Genomic DNA, 14972 nt, shown 5'->3' with positions numbered 1-14972 from the left:
AAAAGGCCGCTTGGCGGCTGGTCCGAGGGCGTCCGACGCCCCCTCCTTGGCTCACAGGAACCGCGCATGTCCCACTACAAGACCTCTTCGTCGCAACAAGGCTTCACGCTGATCGAGCTGATGATCACGGTGGCCATCGTGGGCATCCTCGCGGCCGTGGCAGTGCCGGCCTACAAGGATTACGTGCGACGCGGTTCTTTGCCCGAGGCGTTCTCGCAGCTCGCTGACTACCGCGTCAAGATGGAGCAGTACTACCAGGACAACCGCAACTACGGCGGTAGCGCCTGCGTCGACGCGACCAACGCACCGAGTTGGAAGACCTTCGCGCCGACTGGGGCCAAGGGCTTCACCTACGCGTGCGCGCTGACCAACACGGGCCAAGGCTACACGCTCACCGCGACGGGCAAGACGGGCACCGTGTCAGTGGGCCACGTCTACACCATCAACCAGTCCAACCTGCAGACCACCACGCAGTTCAAAGGCTCGACCGTGTCGGGCAAGAACTGCTGGCTGGCCAAGGGCAGCGAGTGCTGATCATGAGGCGGCCAGCCCCGCGGGGCGTCACCCTCATCGAGTTGGCGGTCGTGGTCGCCCTGGTGGCATTGCTGCTGTTGGCGATCATTCCGAGCGCGAGCACCTGGATCCGCAACATCCAGATCCGCAACGTGGCCACGTCGCTGCAGACCGGCCTGCAAAAGGCCCGCGCCGAGGCGATGCGTCGCAACACCAACGTGCGTTTCTCCCTGGTGAGGTTGAGCGATTCGGCCGTGATGGACGACAGCTGCGTCGTGGACGACGACGGCTCCTCGTGGGTCGTCAGCCTGGACGATCCGGGCGGCAAATGCGGCACCGACGTCGGCGAGACCACGGCGCCGCGCATCCTGGACAAGCAAGCCACCGGCGGTGGCGGCAAGTGGGTGAAGGTGCAAGGCTCCGACAGCGCCAACCAGCCGGGCCAGGTGGTGGTGTTCAACGGGTTTGGCCGCCCGGTCGACAACACCGGCCTGGCGCAGCTGGACATCGACAACGACACGTCGGGCAATGACTTCCGTGCCCTGCGCATCGTCGTGGGCACCGGCGGCACCATCCGGATGTGCGAGCCGAGCGTCAACGCCAGCGGTGATCCGCGCAAGTGCTGATGCGCCGCGCGATGGAGATGCAGCCATGAAATCAAACTCGACAACGCGAAATCGGCGCCCGGTTGGCGGCTTTGCCATGCTGGAGGCGCTGGTGGCCTTGCTGATCTGCGCGATGGGGGTGCTGGGTGTGGTGGGGCTTCAGAGTGCGATGACCCGTGCCCAGACCTCGGCCACGTTCCGTGCCGAAGCGGCCTTCCTGGCCCAGCAGTTGGTGGGTGCGATGTGGACGGACCGGACGTCCAACCTCACCACCTACGACACCAGCGGCACCTGCAACGCCGTCTGCACCGACTGGCTGGCCCGGGTCTCGTCGCGCCTGCCCAGTGGGACGGCCACCGTCACGGTGACCAATGCCGGTGCCGTGTCCATCGATATCCGCTGGACGGCCGCTGGTGAATCCCAAAGTCGATTCACGATGGCCACGTCCATCAACTGAGGTGCCGTTGCCGTGACGTCTTTGCACTCTGTCATCCAGCCGACCGCGCCGCGCCAGCGCGGGGTCACGCTCATCGAGTTGATGGTCGGGCTGCTGCTCGGCCTGGTCGTGGTGTTGGTGACCGCTCAGGTGCTGTCCTTCTCTGAAGGCCAGAAGCGCGTCACCACGGGCGGCGGCGATGCCCAGGTCAATGGTGCGCTGGGGCTGTACACGCTGCAGCGCGAGATCCAGATGGCGGGCTATGGCCTGCTGAGCGATCTGTCGGTGCTGGGTTGCCCCATCCAGGCCAACCATGCCGTCGCGGGGGCGCTCAACTGGACCTTGGTCCCGGTGATGATCACCGCCGGCACAGCGGGGGCGCCTGACCGCGTGACGGTCATGTACTCGGACCGCAACTACACGGTGCCGGGCATCATCAGCGTCAATCACCCGACGACCTCGGACCGGTTTACGCTGAGGTCGGCCCTTGGCTTCTCGGTGAATGACATCGTGTTTGCCGTTCCCACCGGCTACAGCGCGACCAACTGGTGTGGTGCCTATCAGGTCACGAGCATCGCCAGCACCAACCAGCTGGTGCATGCCACGAGCTCCAACTGGAACAACGGGGGGCAGGTGGCGCCGACAGGGGGCTATCTGGCGGGTGATCGTCTGCTCAATGCCGGCCGCTTGGTGCTGCGTACGTTCGCCGTGGATGCGAACTACAACCTGCAGCAGCAGACCCTGGACCTGGGCACCGGCGGGACGGTGTCCCAGGACCTCTTTCCGCAGATCGTGGCCCTGCGCGCGATGTACGGCAAGGACACCAATGCCGATGGTGTCGTCGATACCTACGACAACACCACGCCGACGACGAACGCGGGCTGGATGCAGGTGCGGGCGGTGCGAATCGCGCTCGTCGCGCGCAGCAGTTCCTACCAGAAGGACGAGGTCACGGCTGCGGCGCCCCTGTGGGATGTCGGCACGGCGGCCACCATCGCCGGCACCAGCGTGTGCGGCAGCAGCAAGTGCCTGAGCCTGAGCGTCAGCAACGTGGCGGATTGGAAGCACTACCGCTATTCGGTGTTCGAGGTGACCGCGCCGCTGCGCAACGTGATCTGGGGGCAATGACATGAAGGACTGCGGTGTGATCGATCGTCGACGACCGGCCCTGGTGCAGCGGGGCGTCTCACTGATCTTTGCCTTGATGGCCCTGGTGGTCATCTCCCTGGGTGCTGTGGCCCTGGTGCGTTCGGTGGACACCAGTGCGCTCGTGATCGGCAACCTCGGCTTCAAGCAAGACGCGACTTCCGCTGCGGCCCAGGCGGCTGAGCAAGCCATCGCCTACCTGAACACCAACGCGGGCACGACGCTGCAATCCGATCAGCCCACGGCGGGTTACTACGCCAGCAGCCGGGATGCCATCGACATGACCGGCCAGAGCGGGGATTCGACCCGGGCGCTTGTCAATTGGACCGGCGCAACGAACTGCACCGGCTGCGTCCAACCGTCCAACGAAGTGACGCTGAACGGCGGCAACAACAAAGCGCGCTACATCATCACGCGATTGTGTTCAGCGGCCGGTGCACCCAGCGCCGTCGATTGCGCCGTACCCGTGGGCTCCGCGCTCACCGGCGGCGGCAACAAGGGTGTCACCAACTACAAGGACACCAAGATCGAGACCATGGTGGTCAGTTCCCAGTACTACCGGATCGTCGTCAGGGCGCAGAGCGCGCGCGGCACCGTCTCGTTCACCGAAACCATCGTCCGGCTGTAAGCAGCGCAGGAGTTCCAGCATGACTACGACACCCCTGTTCCAACGCCTGTGGCGCATTGTCGCGGGCCTGCCGTTGATCCTCTCCGCGGCCACGGCCACGGCCGGTAACGCGGACCTGGCCGATCGCCCGTTGAGCAGCATGGCCAATGGCACCGTCGTGCGTGCCAACCTGATGTTCGTGCTCGACAACTCCGGCTCCATGGGCTTCAACTACCTGCCGGACAACGCACCCACAGGTAACGTCTGCTTTGGCTGGGTCGGGGCCAACAAGATCTTCTACGACCCCAACCGGACCTACCCGGCGCCGCTGAACCCGGACGGCACGCCGATGGCGGATGCCAGCTTCACAGCCGCCAAGAACGACGGCTACAGCAGCACCTCGGGCACGACCGACCTCAGCAACCAGAACCCCGAGACGCCGGATGTGCTGGGGGCCACCATCGGCACGCCCACCACGACGGTGACATCCGCCATCTGCGGTGCGCGCAACGAAGCAGCCTGCACGGTGCCTGCGAGCTCGTCGACATCGACCTACGACTCGGCCAACGACCGCACCACCACGGTCGTGAAGACCTACTCGCGCATTCCAACTGTTCCCGGCGGTTCCTGCCGGAACAACGTGGCGAACAGCTGCACCATGCAGACCACCACGACCACGACGGTGACGGACGGTGACCTCGGCCCATTCCTGTGGGCCACCCCAAAGCCCGGCAACACCGGTGCCAGCTGCCAGAGCGTCGATTTCGACATCGTGCGCGTCAAGAACGCGACCACGGCCCAGAAGCAGAACTACGCCAACTGGTACTCCTACTACCGCACCCGCATGCTGGCCATGCGGGCGGGCGCGGGCATGGCGTTCGCGAAGATCGATGCCACGCGTTTCCGCGTCGGCTTTTCCAAGATCAGCGAGTACGCCAACGGCGGTGCCAACAGCACGGGCTTCCTGAACGTGGCGGACTTCGACGCCGGCACGCAGAAAACCGAGTTCTTCAAGCGGCTCTACGGCACGGCCACGTCGGGCAACACGCCGCTGCGCCCGGCGCTGGCGCGCGCGGGCCGCTACTTTGCGAACAAGCTGAGCGGCCAGACGGACCCGATGCAGTACGCCTGCCAGCGCAACTACACCATCCTGTCGACCGACGGTTACTGGAACCAGGCCACCGTCATTCCGAAGCAAGTTGACGGCACCACGGACATCGGCAACCCTGACGGCGGCACCTCGATCGATCGGCCGATCCGCGATGAGGCCAACAACGGTGCCGGCGTGTCCAACACGCTGGCCGACGTGGCGCAGTACTACTACATCACCGACCTGCGCACGCCGGCCCTGAACAACTGCACCGGCTCGATCGCGAACCAGGACGTCTGCGACAACATCGTGCCGACGGACCGCAAGGACAACAACTCGGCCCAGCACATGACGACCTTCACGCTGGGCTTGGGCCTCAACGGCACCCTGACCTACGTCAAGGACTATGAGACCCGCCAGAGCGGTGACTATTTCGACATCAAGCAGGGCACCAAGATCTGGCCCGAACCGGTTGCGGACACGCTGACGGCGGTGGACGACCTCTGGCACGCCGCCGTCAATGGCCGCGGCACTTACTACAGCGCCAACAATGCAGCGGAAATGGCGACCAGCCTGGTGGACGCCCTGAGCCGGATCGAAGCTTCTACGGGCAGCTCGTCCGCTGCGGCGACCAGCTCGCTGACGCCTTCGTCCGGTGACGACTGGATCTTCATCCCGCTCTACACGACCAAGACCTGGGACGGAACGGTCAACGCCTTCAAGCTCAACACGGCGACCGGCGACATTCTGAACCCGGGTACGCCAATTTGGTCGGCCGCTGACCGGATCAAGGCGCAGGGCACGCGCAAGATCCTGTTCAACAGTGGTGTGAACACGCTGGTTGAGTTCAATGCGACCAACCTGACGGCGGCGGGCAAGCTGAGCTTGTTCGACAACCTGTGCGTCACAGGGAGCGAGAAGCTGACGCAGTGCACGACGATGGACGCAGCTGCGAAGCCCAAGGCCACGGCGGCCAACTTGATCGAATACCTGCGTGGTGCGACGACGTACGAGCAGTCTGCCAGCGCGGCGGCGGATCAGGTGTTCCGCACGCGTGCCGGTCCGATGGGTGACGTCGTCAACGGCGCACCGGTCTACGTCAAGAAGTCACCCCTGGGGCTGACAGATACCGGCTATGCGGCCTTTGCGGCCACCACCGCGACGCGCACCGGCGTGCTCTACGTGGGTGCCAACGACGGCATGCTGCACGCCATCAAGGTGGCAGACGACAGCACCGGCGGCACGGAGCTCTGGGCCTATGTGCCGTCGATGGTCATGTCCAACATGTACCTGCTGGCGGATGCCAACTACGAATCCAAGCATCGCTTCTATGTGGACGGCGCGCCGGTAGTGGGTGACATCTACGACGGCACCAAGTGGCGCACCATCCTGGTCGGCGGCCTCGGCAAGGGTGGCCGCGGCTACTACGCGCTGGACATCACCGACCCGAATGCGCCGATCGCCCTGTGGGAGTACACCGAAACCGACCTCGGCTACACCTACGGCAACCCCATCATCACGAAGAACAAGGCGGGTCGCTGGGTGGTGATGTTCAGCTCCGGCTACAACAACGTGAGCCCCGGTTCAGGCCTGGGCTACCTGTATGTGCTGGATGCCGTGACGGGCGTCTTGATGCCCAACGGCAAGATCGCGACCACCGCAGGCAGCACTAGCACCCCGAGCAACCTGGGCAAGATCAACGCTTGGGTGGACGACGACAAGCTCGGTGTCGCTGCGCGCGTGTACGGTGGCGACATGCTGGGCAACGTCTGGCGCTTCGACTTCGACGACAACCTGGCACCCAGCGGCAAGGAAAGCATGCTGCTCGGCCAGACGGGCAGCAACCAGCCGATCACCACCCGACCCGTGCTGACCGAGATCATCGACGGCAACTACAAGTACGCCGTGGTGTCGGTGGCGACTGGTCGTTACCTCGGGACGACGGACGTGGGGGACTCCTCGCTGCAGTCCATCTACACCTTCAAGGACGAACTCGGCACAACCGGCCTGGGTGCCTTGCGCAGCAACTCCGGCATGGTCAAGCAGACCTTGGCGGCTGACCGCAGCGGCCTGCAGAACGGCGCCACCATCAACTGGGCCACCCAGAAGGGCTGGTACGTCGACCTGAACCTCACGTCCGGCGAGCGCGTCAACGTGGACTTCGATCAGCAGCTCAACCAACTGATCGTGGCCTCCAACATCCCGACGCCGACCGTCTGCTCGCCGGGTGGCACGGGCTGGCTCTACTACCTGGATGTGGGCTCGGGCAAGCCGCTCAAGGCCTATTCCGTCACGACGCTGATCGCCGGTATCACGCCGATGGTCACGTCCACGGGCAAGCAGGTCACGCTGCTGCAGCGCACGGACGGCGTCAATGACAACTACGACGGTGCGCCGCTGAGCACCGCCACGCCTGGGTCGCTGCGCCGCATCTCATGGCGCGAGCTGATGAACTGATGCCGGCACCGGCGGCCCGGCGGGGGCTGCCGAGTTGGGCTGTGGCGGCGGCGTTGCTGTTGCACCTGGCCTTGCTGGTCTCCGGCGCCCAAGCGCTGGGCGATTGGAAGCGCGAGCATCTGCTGCCCCGGCCGAGTTCAACGCCCCCGGCGTTGAAGGTCAGGTCGGTCACGGCACAGGCCGCCGCCACGCCGTCGCCTGAACCGCCTCGGCCGGTGTTGACCGCGTCGGCCGGTGGGGCGGTCCTCACGCCCTTGCAGCCGGCCGAGGTGGCGGCGGTCGTGCCACCTGGCGCGGTGGTCGAGCCTGCCGTTTACGTGCCGCGCGCCTTGCTGACCGTCGGCCCCGTGGCCCGTGCGCCCGTGCTGCTCGACTGGCCGGCCAACTGGCTGGCCCGGGGCGCCTATCGGGGCGTCCTGAAGCTCTACCTTGACGAGCAGGGGCGGGTCAAGCGGGTCGAGCCCGATGAGGACATGTCGCTGCCCGGCCCTTTGTACGAGGTCGCTCGTGAGGCCTTCATGGCCGCGTCATTCAGCCCAGGCGAGTTGAATGGCCAGGCGGTCAAGACGGTGATGCGCGTGGAGGTCGAGTTCGACGGGGTCGGGGCGGCGCAGCCGCCCTGAAACCCGGGTCCGCGGGATGGCTTGGTGTTTCCCCTATCATGGCGCCCTTCCTCCCGCCCGGCTTTGGCCTGATCGCGTGACTTCCTCGGCATCCGCTCCCCTGATCGAACTGCGCAACGTCAGCGTTGGCTACGGCGACCGCGTCATCCTGAACGGTGTCAACCTCAAGCTCGAGCGCGGCAAGGTGCTCGCCTTGATCGGCACCTCCGGCGGTGGCAAGACCACCGTGCTGCGCCTGCTGGGCCGCCAGCTTCGTCCCTTGAGCGGCCAGGTGCTGTTCGATGGCCAGGATCTCGCCCCGCTGGACCTCGCCGGTCTGTACGCCGTGCGGCGCCGCATGGGCATGCTGTTCCAGTTCGGCGCCCTGTTCACCGACCTGACGGTGTTCGAGAACGTGGCTTTCCCGCTGCGCGAGCACACCGACCTGCCCGAGGCCATGATCCGCGACCTCGTGCTCATGAAGCTCAACGCCGTGGGCCTGCGCGGCGCGCGTGACCTGCTGCCCAGCGAAGTCTCCGGCGGCATGGCCCGCCGGGTGGCCCTGGCCCGTGCCATCGCCCTGGACCCCGACCTCGTGCTCTACGACGAACCCTTCGCCGGTCTGGACCCCATCTCCCTGGGCGTGGCGGCACGGCTGATCCGCGACCTGAACGACGCACTGGGCCTGACCAGCGTCATCGTCTCCCACGACCTGCACGAAACCTTCGAGATCGCCGACGTGGTGGCCATGGTGGCCAACGGCCGCGTGGTGGCGCAGGGCACGCCCGATGAGCTCCGGCACAGTGACGACCCGCTGGTGCGCCAGTTCGTGGGCGCGCAAGCTGACGGGCCGGTGCGCTTCCACCAGCCGGCCAAGCCGGTGGCTGAGGACTTCGGGGTGCAGCCATGATGGCGCTGGCCTCCCGGATCGGTGCCAGCCTGCGGCACACGCTCGTGGACGTGGGCGGTGCCGCGCGGCTGTTCTTCACGCTGCTGGCCCGCTCGCCCCGAGCGCTGACGCGCTTCGTGCTGGTGCGCGAGCAGATCTACTACCTGGGCAACCGTTCGCTGTCCATCATCGGCGTCTCCGGCCTGTTCGTCGGCTTCGTGCTGGCGCTGCAGGGCTACTACACCCTTCAGCGATATGGCTCCGCCGAAGCGGTGGGGCTTCTGGTGGCGCTGAGCCTCGTGCGCGAGTTGGGGCCGGTCGTGTCGGCTCTGCTGTTCGCTGGCCGCGCCGGAACGTCGCTGACGGCGGAGATCGGCCTGATGAAGGCCGGCGAACAGCTCACCGCCATGGAAATGATGGCCGTCGACCCCGTGCAGCGCGTGCTCGCGCCCCGCTTCCTGGGCGGCTTCATCGCGATGCCGTTACTTGCGGCAGTGTTTTCAGCCGTCGGCATCATCGGCGGATGGCTGGTGGCCGTGCCGTTGATCGGCATCGACGCTGGCGCCTTCTGGTCACAGATGCAAGGCGGTGTGGACGTCTTTGCCGATGTAGGCAATGGCGTCATCAAGAGCTTGGTGTTCGGGGTGACCGTCACCTTCGTGGCGCTGCTGCAGGGCTATACCTGCAGCCCGACCCCCGAAGGCGTGTCGGCCGCCACCACGCGCACCGTGGTGCTGTCGTCTCTCGCCGTGCTGGCGCTGGACTTCATGCTCACGGCGCTGATGTTTTCGATTTAGGGAGAAGGAAGGATGCAATCCTCTCGATACGACGCCTGGGTGGGCTTCTTCGTGCTGATCGGCGGCGCGGCCCTGCTGTTCCTGGCGCTCAAGGCGGGCAATCTGCTCAGCCTCAATTTCGATGAGACCTACCAGGTCTCGGCACGCTTCGACAACATCGGCGGCCTCAAGGCCCGGGCCGCCGTCAAGAGCGCCGGCGTGGTGGTGGGACGCGTGGAGTCGATCAGCTTCGATGACAAGACCTTCCAGGCCAAGGTCGTCATCAACCTGCACAAGGGCACGCTCTTCCCGAAGGACAGCTCGGCCAAGATCCTGACGTCGGGTCTGCTGGGTGAGCAGTACATCGGTCTGGAGCCGGGCGCTGACGAGAAGAACCTTGCCAGCGGTGACATCATCAGCCAGACCCAGAGCGCTGTGGTGCTTGAGAACCTGATTGGCCAGTTCATCAACAGCAAGGCCGCCGACATGGGCAGCGCCGCTGCACAGCCGGCTGCATCGGGAGGCAAACCGTGAGCCGCCTCTTCAAGACCCTGGCCCTGATGGCCCTGGTACTGGGCCTGGCGGGCTGCCAGACCGTCAAGGGCATGGGCAACCGCATCGAGCGCGCCGTGGACAAGGTGATGGGCTCCAAAGGCCAGCGCCTGGACCCCTGGGAGTCCTGGAACCGCAAGGTGTTCGCCTTCAACGAGAAGCTCGACGAGGCCGTGCTGAAGCCGGTCGCGACGGCCTACTCCAACGTCGTGCCCTCGCCGATCCGCACGGGCATCGACAACTTCTTCGGCAACATTGGTGATGCCTGGTCGGCCATCAACCTGCTGCTGCAGGGTCGTTTCAAGGCCGGCGTGGAGCAGGGCATGCGGTTTGCCGTGAACAGCACCTTCGGCCTGGCCGGCGTGCTCGACGTGGCGACCGAGGCCGGGCTGGAGAAGAACAGCCAGGACTTCGGCAAGACGCTGGGCAAGTGGGGCATGGGCACGGGCGCGTACATCGTGTGGCCGGTGTTCGGCCCGTCGTCGGTGCGCGACTCTCTCGCGCTGCCGGTCGATTGGCAGGCTTCGCCTGCGGTCGTGTTCGACGACGGCCGCAAGAAGGTGGCCATCACCGCGCTGAACCTCATCAACACCCGGGCCAACTTCCTGCGCGCCGGCGAGATGCTGGAAGGCATTGCATTGGACAAATACACCTTTTACCGGGACGCCTACCTTCAGCGCCGCGGCAGCTTCGATGATGACGATGAGGTCGAGGTGCTGGTGCCCGGCAGCAGCGCGTCGGCGCCTGAGGGGACGGCCTCGGCCGCTCCGGCCGCCTCCGAGCCGGCCCCGACCGTCAAGAAGCCCGCCGAGCCGGCATCCGCCGCCGCGCGCTGAACGGCGCGTTGAGCCAACCGAACCCGGGCCTGGCGCGTTGAGTGCCTGTCCCGTTCCTAGAAAGTGACACCATGACTCTGCTGAATTCCCTGCGCCGACTGCTCACCGTGGCCACGCTTGGCCTCGGCCTCGTGCATGCCGCCCACGCGGCTGATGCCAGCGCGCCGGATCAACTGATCCGCCAGCTCTCCCTGGAAACCATTGAGGCCGTCAAGGCCGACAAGGACATCCAGTCCGGCAACATCAACAAGATCATTGCCCTGGTCGACACCAAGGTGATGCCTCACGTCAACTTCCAGCGCATGACGGCCTCCGCCGTCGGCCGCTTCTGGCGCCAGGCCACGCCAGACCAGCAGAACAAGCTGCAGGCCGAGTTCAAGACGCTGCTTGTGCGCACCTACGCTGGCGCGCTGACGCAGGTGAAGGACCAGACCATCGGCCTGAAGCCGCTGCGTGCTGCCGACGGCGCCACCGAGGTGGTCGTTCGCACCGAGATCCGCGGCAAGGGTGATCCCATCCAGCTCGACTACCGCCTGGAGAAGGCCGGCGCCGAGTGGAAGATCTACGACGTCAACGTGCTCGGCATCTGGCTGGCGGACCAATACCGCAACAGCTTCGCCCAGGAGATCGGCGCCAACGGCATCGACGGCCTGATCAAGAGCCTGGCCGACAAGAACGCCAAGGCTGCCGCGCCGGCCAAGGGCTGATCTTGAGTGGCTTGAAGCTCCCCGCGCGCCTGCGCATGGACGGCGCGCGTGCCGCCTGGGCGCAGATGTCGCCAGCGCTGCGCGCCGAGGCGGCTCAAGTGCTCGACGCGGCCGGCCGGGAGGTGCGGCTGTCGGCTGCCGGGCTGACGGATTTCGATTCGTCAGCCCTGAGCCTGCTGCTGTCGGCCGCGCGCCAGTGCAGCGAGCAGGGCGTGACGCTCAAGCTGAACGACGCGCCCGAGAAACTGCGAGAGCTCGCCCGCGTCTACGGCGTGGCCGAGCTGCTGTGGCCGACGGCTGCAGCCTCCACGCCCGTTTGAAGGCGCCTCAGCCTGCGTAGCGCTTGGCGCGCAGGTTCTTCTTGATTTCCTGCAGCACGGGCCGCAGATGCTGGCCCAGGCGCAACGCCACGCCGGTCGTCAGGATGTCCACCGCGATCAGGTGCAGCAGCCGCGACACCATCGGGCTGTAGCGATCGAAGTCTTCCGGGTGGTCCACCGCCAGCAGGATCTGGCTGGGCCCCAGGGCGAGCTGAGCCAGCGGCGAGGCGCTGGCCGTGATGATGATGATGGTCGCGCCCTTTTTGCGCGCGATCTCGGCGGCGTCGAGCAGGTCACGGCTGCGGCCCGAATTGCTGATGATCACCGCGCAGTCGCCCGGCTGCAGCATCGTGGCGCTCATCAACTGCACATGGCCGTCGCTCGTGGCGACCGTGTTCACCCCCAGACGGAAGAACTTGTGTTGCGCGTCCTGCGCCACGATGCCGGAGTTGCCGACGCCGTAGAACTCGATGCGGCGCCCGTGGCGTGCCGATTCCGCGAGCGCGTCGATGGCGCGCTCGAAGGCGTGGCTGGCGGCATCGTTGCGATAGTGCAGCAGCGCAGCGACGGCGTTGTCCACCACCTTGACGATGATGTCCGACGGCTTGTCGTCTTCGTCGACGGCGCGATGCACGAAGGGCACGCCTTCGTTCACGCTGCCGGCGAGCTTGAGCTTGAAGTCCGCCAGGCCGTCATAGCCCACGCTACGGCAGAAGCGCACGACGGTGGGCTTGCTGACGTGGGCGCGGTCAGCCAGTTCACTGACCGGCAGGCTGGCGAAGCTGCGCGCATCGGCCAGCAGCAGCTTGGCCACTCGTTGCTCGGCGGGCGGCAGCGCAGGCAGGGCGGCCTTGACGCGTTCCAGGATGCTCATGCCGGCTCCCGGCCGAAGGCAAGGGCGTTGCGGTGCAAGGTGGCCGTGGTCATTGTTCCTCCGCCCAGCTGAAGCCGTCGCGCGCGACCAAGGCGCTGGCTGCTGCCGGCCCCCACGAGCCGGCGGCATAGGGGCGCGGGCCGTTGCCGTCTTCCGCCCAGGCATCCAGGATGGGCTCGACCCAGCGCCACGCTTGCTCCTGCTCGTCGCTGCGCACGAACAGGTTCAGGCGGCCGGCAATCGCTTCCAGCAGCAGGCGCTCATAGGCGCCGACGCGCTGCGTGGCGAAGGCCTTGTCGAAGTCCAGGTCCAGCGTGACGGGCGTGAGCTGCTCGCCATGGCCGGAACCCTTCTGGGCCAGCAATTGCAGCTCCAGGCCGTCTTCCGGCTGCAGCTTGATGACGAGGCGGTTGGGGACGCTCGCGCCCGGGAAGATCTGGTGCGGCACCGGGCGGAAGTTCACGACGATCTGCGCGTCGCGTGCCGTCAGGCGCTTGCCAGTGCGCAGGTAGAAGGGCACGCCGGCCCAGCGCCAGTTCTCGACCTCGGTGCGCAGCGCGACGAAGGTTTCGCAGTGGCTGTCAGGCGGCACCTTGACCTCTTCCAGGTAGCCCGGCACCGGATGGCCGCCGCACATGCCGGCGCGGTACTGGCCGCGCACGACATCACGGCCCACCGATTCACGCGTGAAGGGCTTGAGGGCCCGCAGCACCTTGAGCTTCTCGTCGCGGATGGCGTCGGCGTCGTTGCTGGCCGGCGGCTCCATCGCGATCATGGTCAGCAGCTGCAGCGCATGGTTCTGGATCATGTCGCGCAGCGCGCCGGTGCCGTCGTAGAACGCGCCACGCGTGCCCACGCCGAGCTGCTCGGCCAGCGTGATCTGGATGTTGGCGATGCTCTCCCGGCGCCACAGCGGCTCGAACAGTGCGTTGCCGAAGCGCAGGGCCATCAGGTTCTGCACCGAGGGCTTGCCGAGGTAGTGGTCGATGCGGAAGGCCTGGCGCTCATGGAACACCGAGCGCACCGTGCGGTTGATCTCCTGCGCGCTGGCCAGGTCGTGGCCCAGGGGCTTCTCCAGCACCACGCGCACCTTGTCGTGGTTCAGGCCCACGGCACCGAGCTGCTGGCAGATGCCGGTGAACAGGTGCGGGCTGGTGGCCAGGTACAGCACGACGGTGTCGGCGTTGCGGGCATCCAGCCAGTCTTTCAAGCCCTGGTAGTGGTCGGGCTGGGACAGGTCCATGCGGCGGTAGTGGATGAGGCCGGCAAAGCGCTGGAACTCCTCGTCGCTCGGGCGCTTGCCCTCGTCGACCTCGCGGAAGCGCTCCTTCAGCCACTCGCGGTAACGCTCGTCGCTCTGCTCGTCGCGCGCGACGGCGAGAATGCGACCGCCTTCGGGCAACTTGCCGTGCCGGAAGGCCTGGAACAGCGCGGGCATCAGCTTGCGCCACGTCAGGTCGCCGGTGCCGCCAAAGAACACGAGATCGAAAGACATCTGCGGGGTCTCCAGGCCAGGGCCTCCCATGAGGCGCTAACCGTTGTGTAACTAAGTTTCGTGAAATACTATGCAGCAGTTTCTTCGCCGGGTCAATCCGAACGACCCGAGGACCGCACCACCATGAACCAGCTCGACCAGCTCAAAGCCTTCACCACCGTCGTCGCCGACACGGGCAACTTCCTGCAACTGGCGCAGTTCGCCCCGCGCGACGCGACGACCAATCCTTCGCTGATCCTGAAGGCCGTGCAGTCGCCCGACTACGCGCCGCTGCTGAAGGAAACGGTGGCTGCCCACCGCGGCCAGCCGCTGGATGTGATCGTCGATCATGTGCTGGTGCGCTTCGGCCTTGAGATCCTGAAGGTCGTGCCGGGCCGGGTGTCCACCGAAGTCGATGCCCGCCTGTCCTTCGACAAGGCCGCGTCGCTGGCCCGCGCCCGCCGCATCATCGGCCTGTACGAGGCCGCCGGCATCCCGCGCGAGCGCGTGCTGATCAAGCTGGCCTCCACGTGGGAAGGTATCCAGGCCGCTGCCGAGCTGGAGCGGGAAGGCATCCGCTGCAACCTCACGCTGCTGTTCGCGTTTGCCCAGGCCGTGGCGTGCGGTGAGGCCAAGGTGCAGCTGATCTCGCCCTTCGTGGGTCGCATCTACGACTGGTACAAGAAGCAGGCCGGTGCCAGCTGGGACGAGGCGGCACAGGCCGGCGTGAACGATCCGGGCGTCAAGTCGGTGACCCAGATCTACGCCTACTTCAAGCAACACGGCATCAAGACCGAGGTCATGGGCGCGAGCTTCCGCAACATCGGCCAGATCCAGGCGCTGGCCGGCTGTGACCTGCTGACCATCAGCCCGGACCTGCTGGCGCAGTTGCAGGCGACCGAAGCCCCGCTCGCCCGAGAGCTCGATCCGGCCAAGGCCGCTGCGATGCCCCTCGTGCACCTGGACGAAGCCGCCTTCCGCTTCGCGCTCAATGAAGACGCGATGGCCACCGAGAAGCTGGCCGAAGGCATCCGCCTGTTCGCCGTGGACGCAGGCAAGCTCGACAAGCTCATCCAGGAAGCCTGAGC

General features: G+C 66.4%; 16 protein-coding genes. 14 read left to right on the top strand and 2 right to left on the bottom strand.

From position 1 onward, the window contains the following. Positions 1-66: 66 nt before the first annotated feature. The 13 genes from CDO81_RS06215 to CDO81_RS06155 all read left to right on the top strand — a co-directional run bounded on the left by CDO81_RS06215 (position 67) and on the right by CDO81_RS06155 (position 11536). Positions 67-534: a type IV pilin protein gene (locus tag CDO81_RS06215; RefSeq protein WP_088482224.1), complete on the top strand. Its 468-nt coding sequence runs from the start codon at positions 67-69 to the stop codon at positions 532-534. Between the two features lie 2 nt (positions 535-536). Then, complete coding sequence (locus tag CDO81_RS06210) at positions 537-1139, top strand: GspH/FimT family pseudopilin (RefSeq protein ID WP_088482223.1); 603 nt, start codon at positions 537-539, stop codon at positions 1137-1139. Between the two features lie 25 nt (positions 1140-1164). Then, the gene (locus CDO81_RS06205) at positions 1165-1575 is read left to right on the top strand and encodes a type IV pilus modification PilV family protein (protein ID WP_144397146.1); all 411 of its coding nucleotides are present in this window, start codon (positions 1165-1167) and stop codon (positions 1573-1575) included. Positions 1576-1587: 12 nt separating this feature from the next. Beyond that, positions 1588-2682 carry a PilW family protein gene (locus tag CDO81_RS06200; protein WP_144397145.1) on the top strand — a complete coding sequence of 365 codons (1095 nt, stop codon included), beginning with the start codon at positions 1588-1590 and terminating at the stop codon, positions 2680-2682. Position 2683: 1 nt separating this feature from the next. After that, positions 2684-3328, top strand: coding sequence for a pilus assembly PilX family protein (locus CDO81_RS06195; RefSeq protein ID WP_088482220.1), 645 nt, complete (start codon positions 2684-2686; stop codon positions 3326-3328). Between the two features lie 19 nt (positions 3329-3347). Beyond that, positions 3348-6854 (top strand): pilus assembly protein, encoded by a 3507-nt coding sequence (locus CDO81_RS06190; protein WP_088482219.1) that lies wholly within the window; start codon positions 3348-3350, stop codon positions 6852-6854. After that, positions 6833-7477, top strand: coding sequence for an energy transducer TonB (locus CDO81_RS06185; RefSeq protein ID WP_144397144.1), 645 nt, complete (start codon positions 6833-6835; stop codon positions 7475-7477). The genes CDO81_RS06190 and CDO81_RS06185 overlap by 22 nt, the downstream gene beginning before the upstream one ends. 76 nt (positions 7478-7553) lie before the next feature. Next, the gene (locus tag CDO81_RS06180; protein WP_241516858.1) at positions 7554-8366 is read left to right on the top strand and encodes an ABC transporter ATP-binding protein; all 813 of its coding nucleotides are present in this window, start codon (positions 7554-7556) and stop codon (positions 8364-8366) included. After that, positions 8363-9142, top strand: a complete 780-nt coding sequence (gene mlaE, locus CDO81_RS06175; RefSeq protein ID WP_088482216.1) for a lipid asymmetry maintenance ABC transporter permease subunit MlaE — start codon at positions 8363-8365, stop codon at positions 9140-9142. Before CDO81_RS06180 ends, mlaE begins: the two co-directional genes overlap by 4 nt. Positions 9143-9154: 12 nt before the next feature. After that, on the top strand, positions 9155-9655 hold the full coding sequence (gene mlaD, locus CDO81_RS06170) for an outer membrane lipid asymmetry maintenance protein MlaD (protein ID WP_088482215.1): 501 nt from the start codon (positions 9155-9157) through the stop codon (positions 9653-9655). Further along, entirely contained in the window at positions 9652-10509 is an 858-nt protein-coding gene (locus tag CDO81_RS06165) for an MlaA family lipoprotein (RefSeq protein ID WP_088482214.1), read from the top strand. Before mlaD ends, CDO81_RS06165 begins: the two co-directional genes overlap by 4 nt. Before the next feature lie 71 nt (positions 10510-10580). Then, positions 10581-11216: an MlaC/ttg2D family ABC transporter substrate-binding protein gene (locus CDO81_RS06160; protein ID WP_088482213.1), complete on the top strand. Its 636-nt coding sequence runs from the start codon at positions 10581-10583 to the stop codon at positions 11214-11216. An 11-nt stretch (positions 11217-11227) separates the two neighbouring features. Further along, positions 11228-11536: an STAS domain-containing protein gene (locus CDO81_RS06155; protein ID WP_158218170.1), complete on the top strand. Its 309-nt coding sequence runs from the start codon at positions 11228-11230 to the stop codon at positions 11534-11536. A gap of 7 nt (positions 11537-11543) precedes the next feature. Here the strand turns inward: CDO81_RS06155 and CDO81_RS06150 are convergent, their stop codons facing one another. Together CDO81_RS06150 and zwf are read right to left on the bottom strand one after the other, a co-directional pair. Next, entirely contained in the window at positions 11544-12404 is an 861-nt protein-coding gene (locus CDO81_RS06150) for a MurR/RpiR family transcriptional regulator (protein WP_088482464.1), read from the bottom strand. A gap of 55 nt (positions 12405-12459) precedes the next feature. After that, a complete protein-coding gene (gene zwf, locus CDO81_RS06145; protein ID WP_088482463.1) occupies positions 12460-13905 on the bottom strand; it encodes a glucose-6-phosphate dehydrogenase in 1446 nt (481 codons plus the stop codon). Positions 13906-14028: 123 nt separating this feature from the next. On the opposite strand from zwf, the gene tal reads away from it, so the two are divergent. Continuing rightward, the gene (gene tal, locus CDO81_RS06140; protein ID WP_088482211.1) at positions 14029-14970 is read left to right on the top strand and encodes a transaldolase; all 942 of its coding nucleotides are present in this window, start codon (positions 14029-14031) and stop codon (positions 14968-14970) included. Positions 14971-14972 lie beyond the last annotated feature (2 nt).

This window comes from Roseateles puraquae (assembly GCF_002205845.1).
GTDB lineage: Bacteria > Pseudomonadota > Gammaproteobacteria > Burkholderiales > Burkholderiaceae_C > Pelomonas > Pelomonas puraquae.
The sequence above is the reverse complement of the archived record's forward strand: the minus strand, read 5'-3'. Positions and strand labels throughout refer to the sequence as shown.

What these genes read in the sequence shown, in the direction of transcription:
- CDO81_RS06195 (WP_088482220.1), top strand. Translation starts at nt 2,684, where the DNA reads ATGAAGGACTGCGGTGTGATCGATCGTCGACGACCGGCCCTGGTGCAG.
- mlaE (WP_088482216.1), top strand. Translation starts at nt 8,363, where the DNA reads ATGATGGCGCTGGCCTCCCGGATCGGTGCCAGCCTGCGGCACACGCTC.
- CDO81_RS06215 (WP_088482224.1), top strand. Translation starts at nt 67, where the DNA reads ATGTCCCACTACAAGACCTCTTCGTCGCAACAAGGCTTCACGCTGATC.
- tal (WP_088482211.1), top strand. Translation starts at nt 14,029, where the DNA reads ATGAACCAGCTCGACCAGCTCAAAGCCTTCACCACCGTCGTCGCCGAC.
- CDO81_RS06185 (WP_144397144.1), top strand. Translation starts at nt 6,833, where the DNA reads ATGGCGCGAGCTGATGAACTGATGCCGGCACCGGCGGCCCGGCGGGGG.
- CDO81_RS06190 (WP_088482219.1), top strand. Translation starts at nt 3,348, where the DNA reads ATGACTACGACACCCCTGTTCCAACGCCTGTGGCGCATTGTCGCGGGC.
- zwf (WP_088482463.1), bottom strand. Translation starts at nt 13,905, where the DNA reads ATGTCTTTCGATCTCGTGTTCTTTGGCGGCACCGGCGACCTGACGTGG.
- mlaD (WP_088482215.1), top strand. Translation starts at nt 9,155, where the DNA reads ATGCAATCCTCTCGATACGACGCCTGGGTGGGCTTCTTCGTGCTGATC.
- CDO81_RS06210 (WP_088482223.1), top strand. Translation starts at nt 537, where the DNA reads ATGAGGCGGCCAGCCCCGCGGGGCGTCACCCTCATCGAGTTGGCGGTC.
- CDO81_RS06160 (WP_088482213.1), top strand. Translation starts at nt 10,581, where the DNA reads ATGACTCTGCTGAATTCCCTGCGCCGACTGCTCACCGTGGCCACGCTT.
- CDO81_RS06205 (WP_144397146.1), top strand. Translation starts at nt 1,165, where the DNA reads ATGAAATCAAACTCGACAACGCGAAATCGGCGCCCGGTTGGCGGCTTT.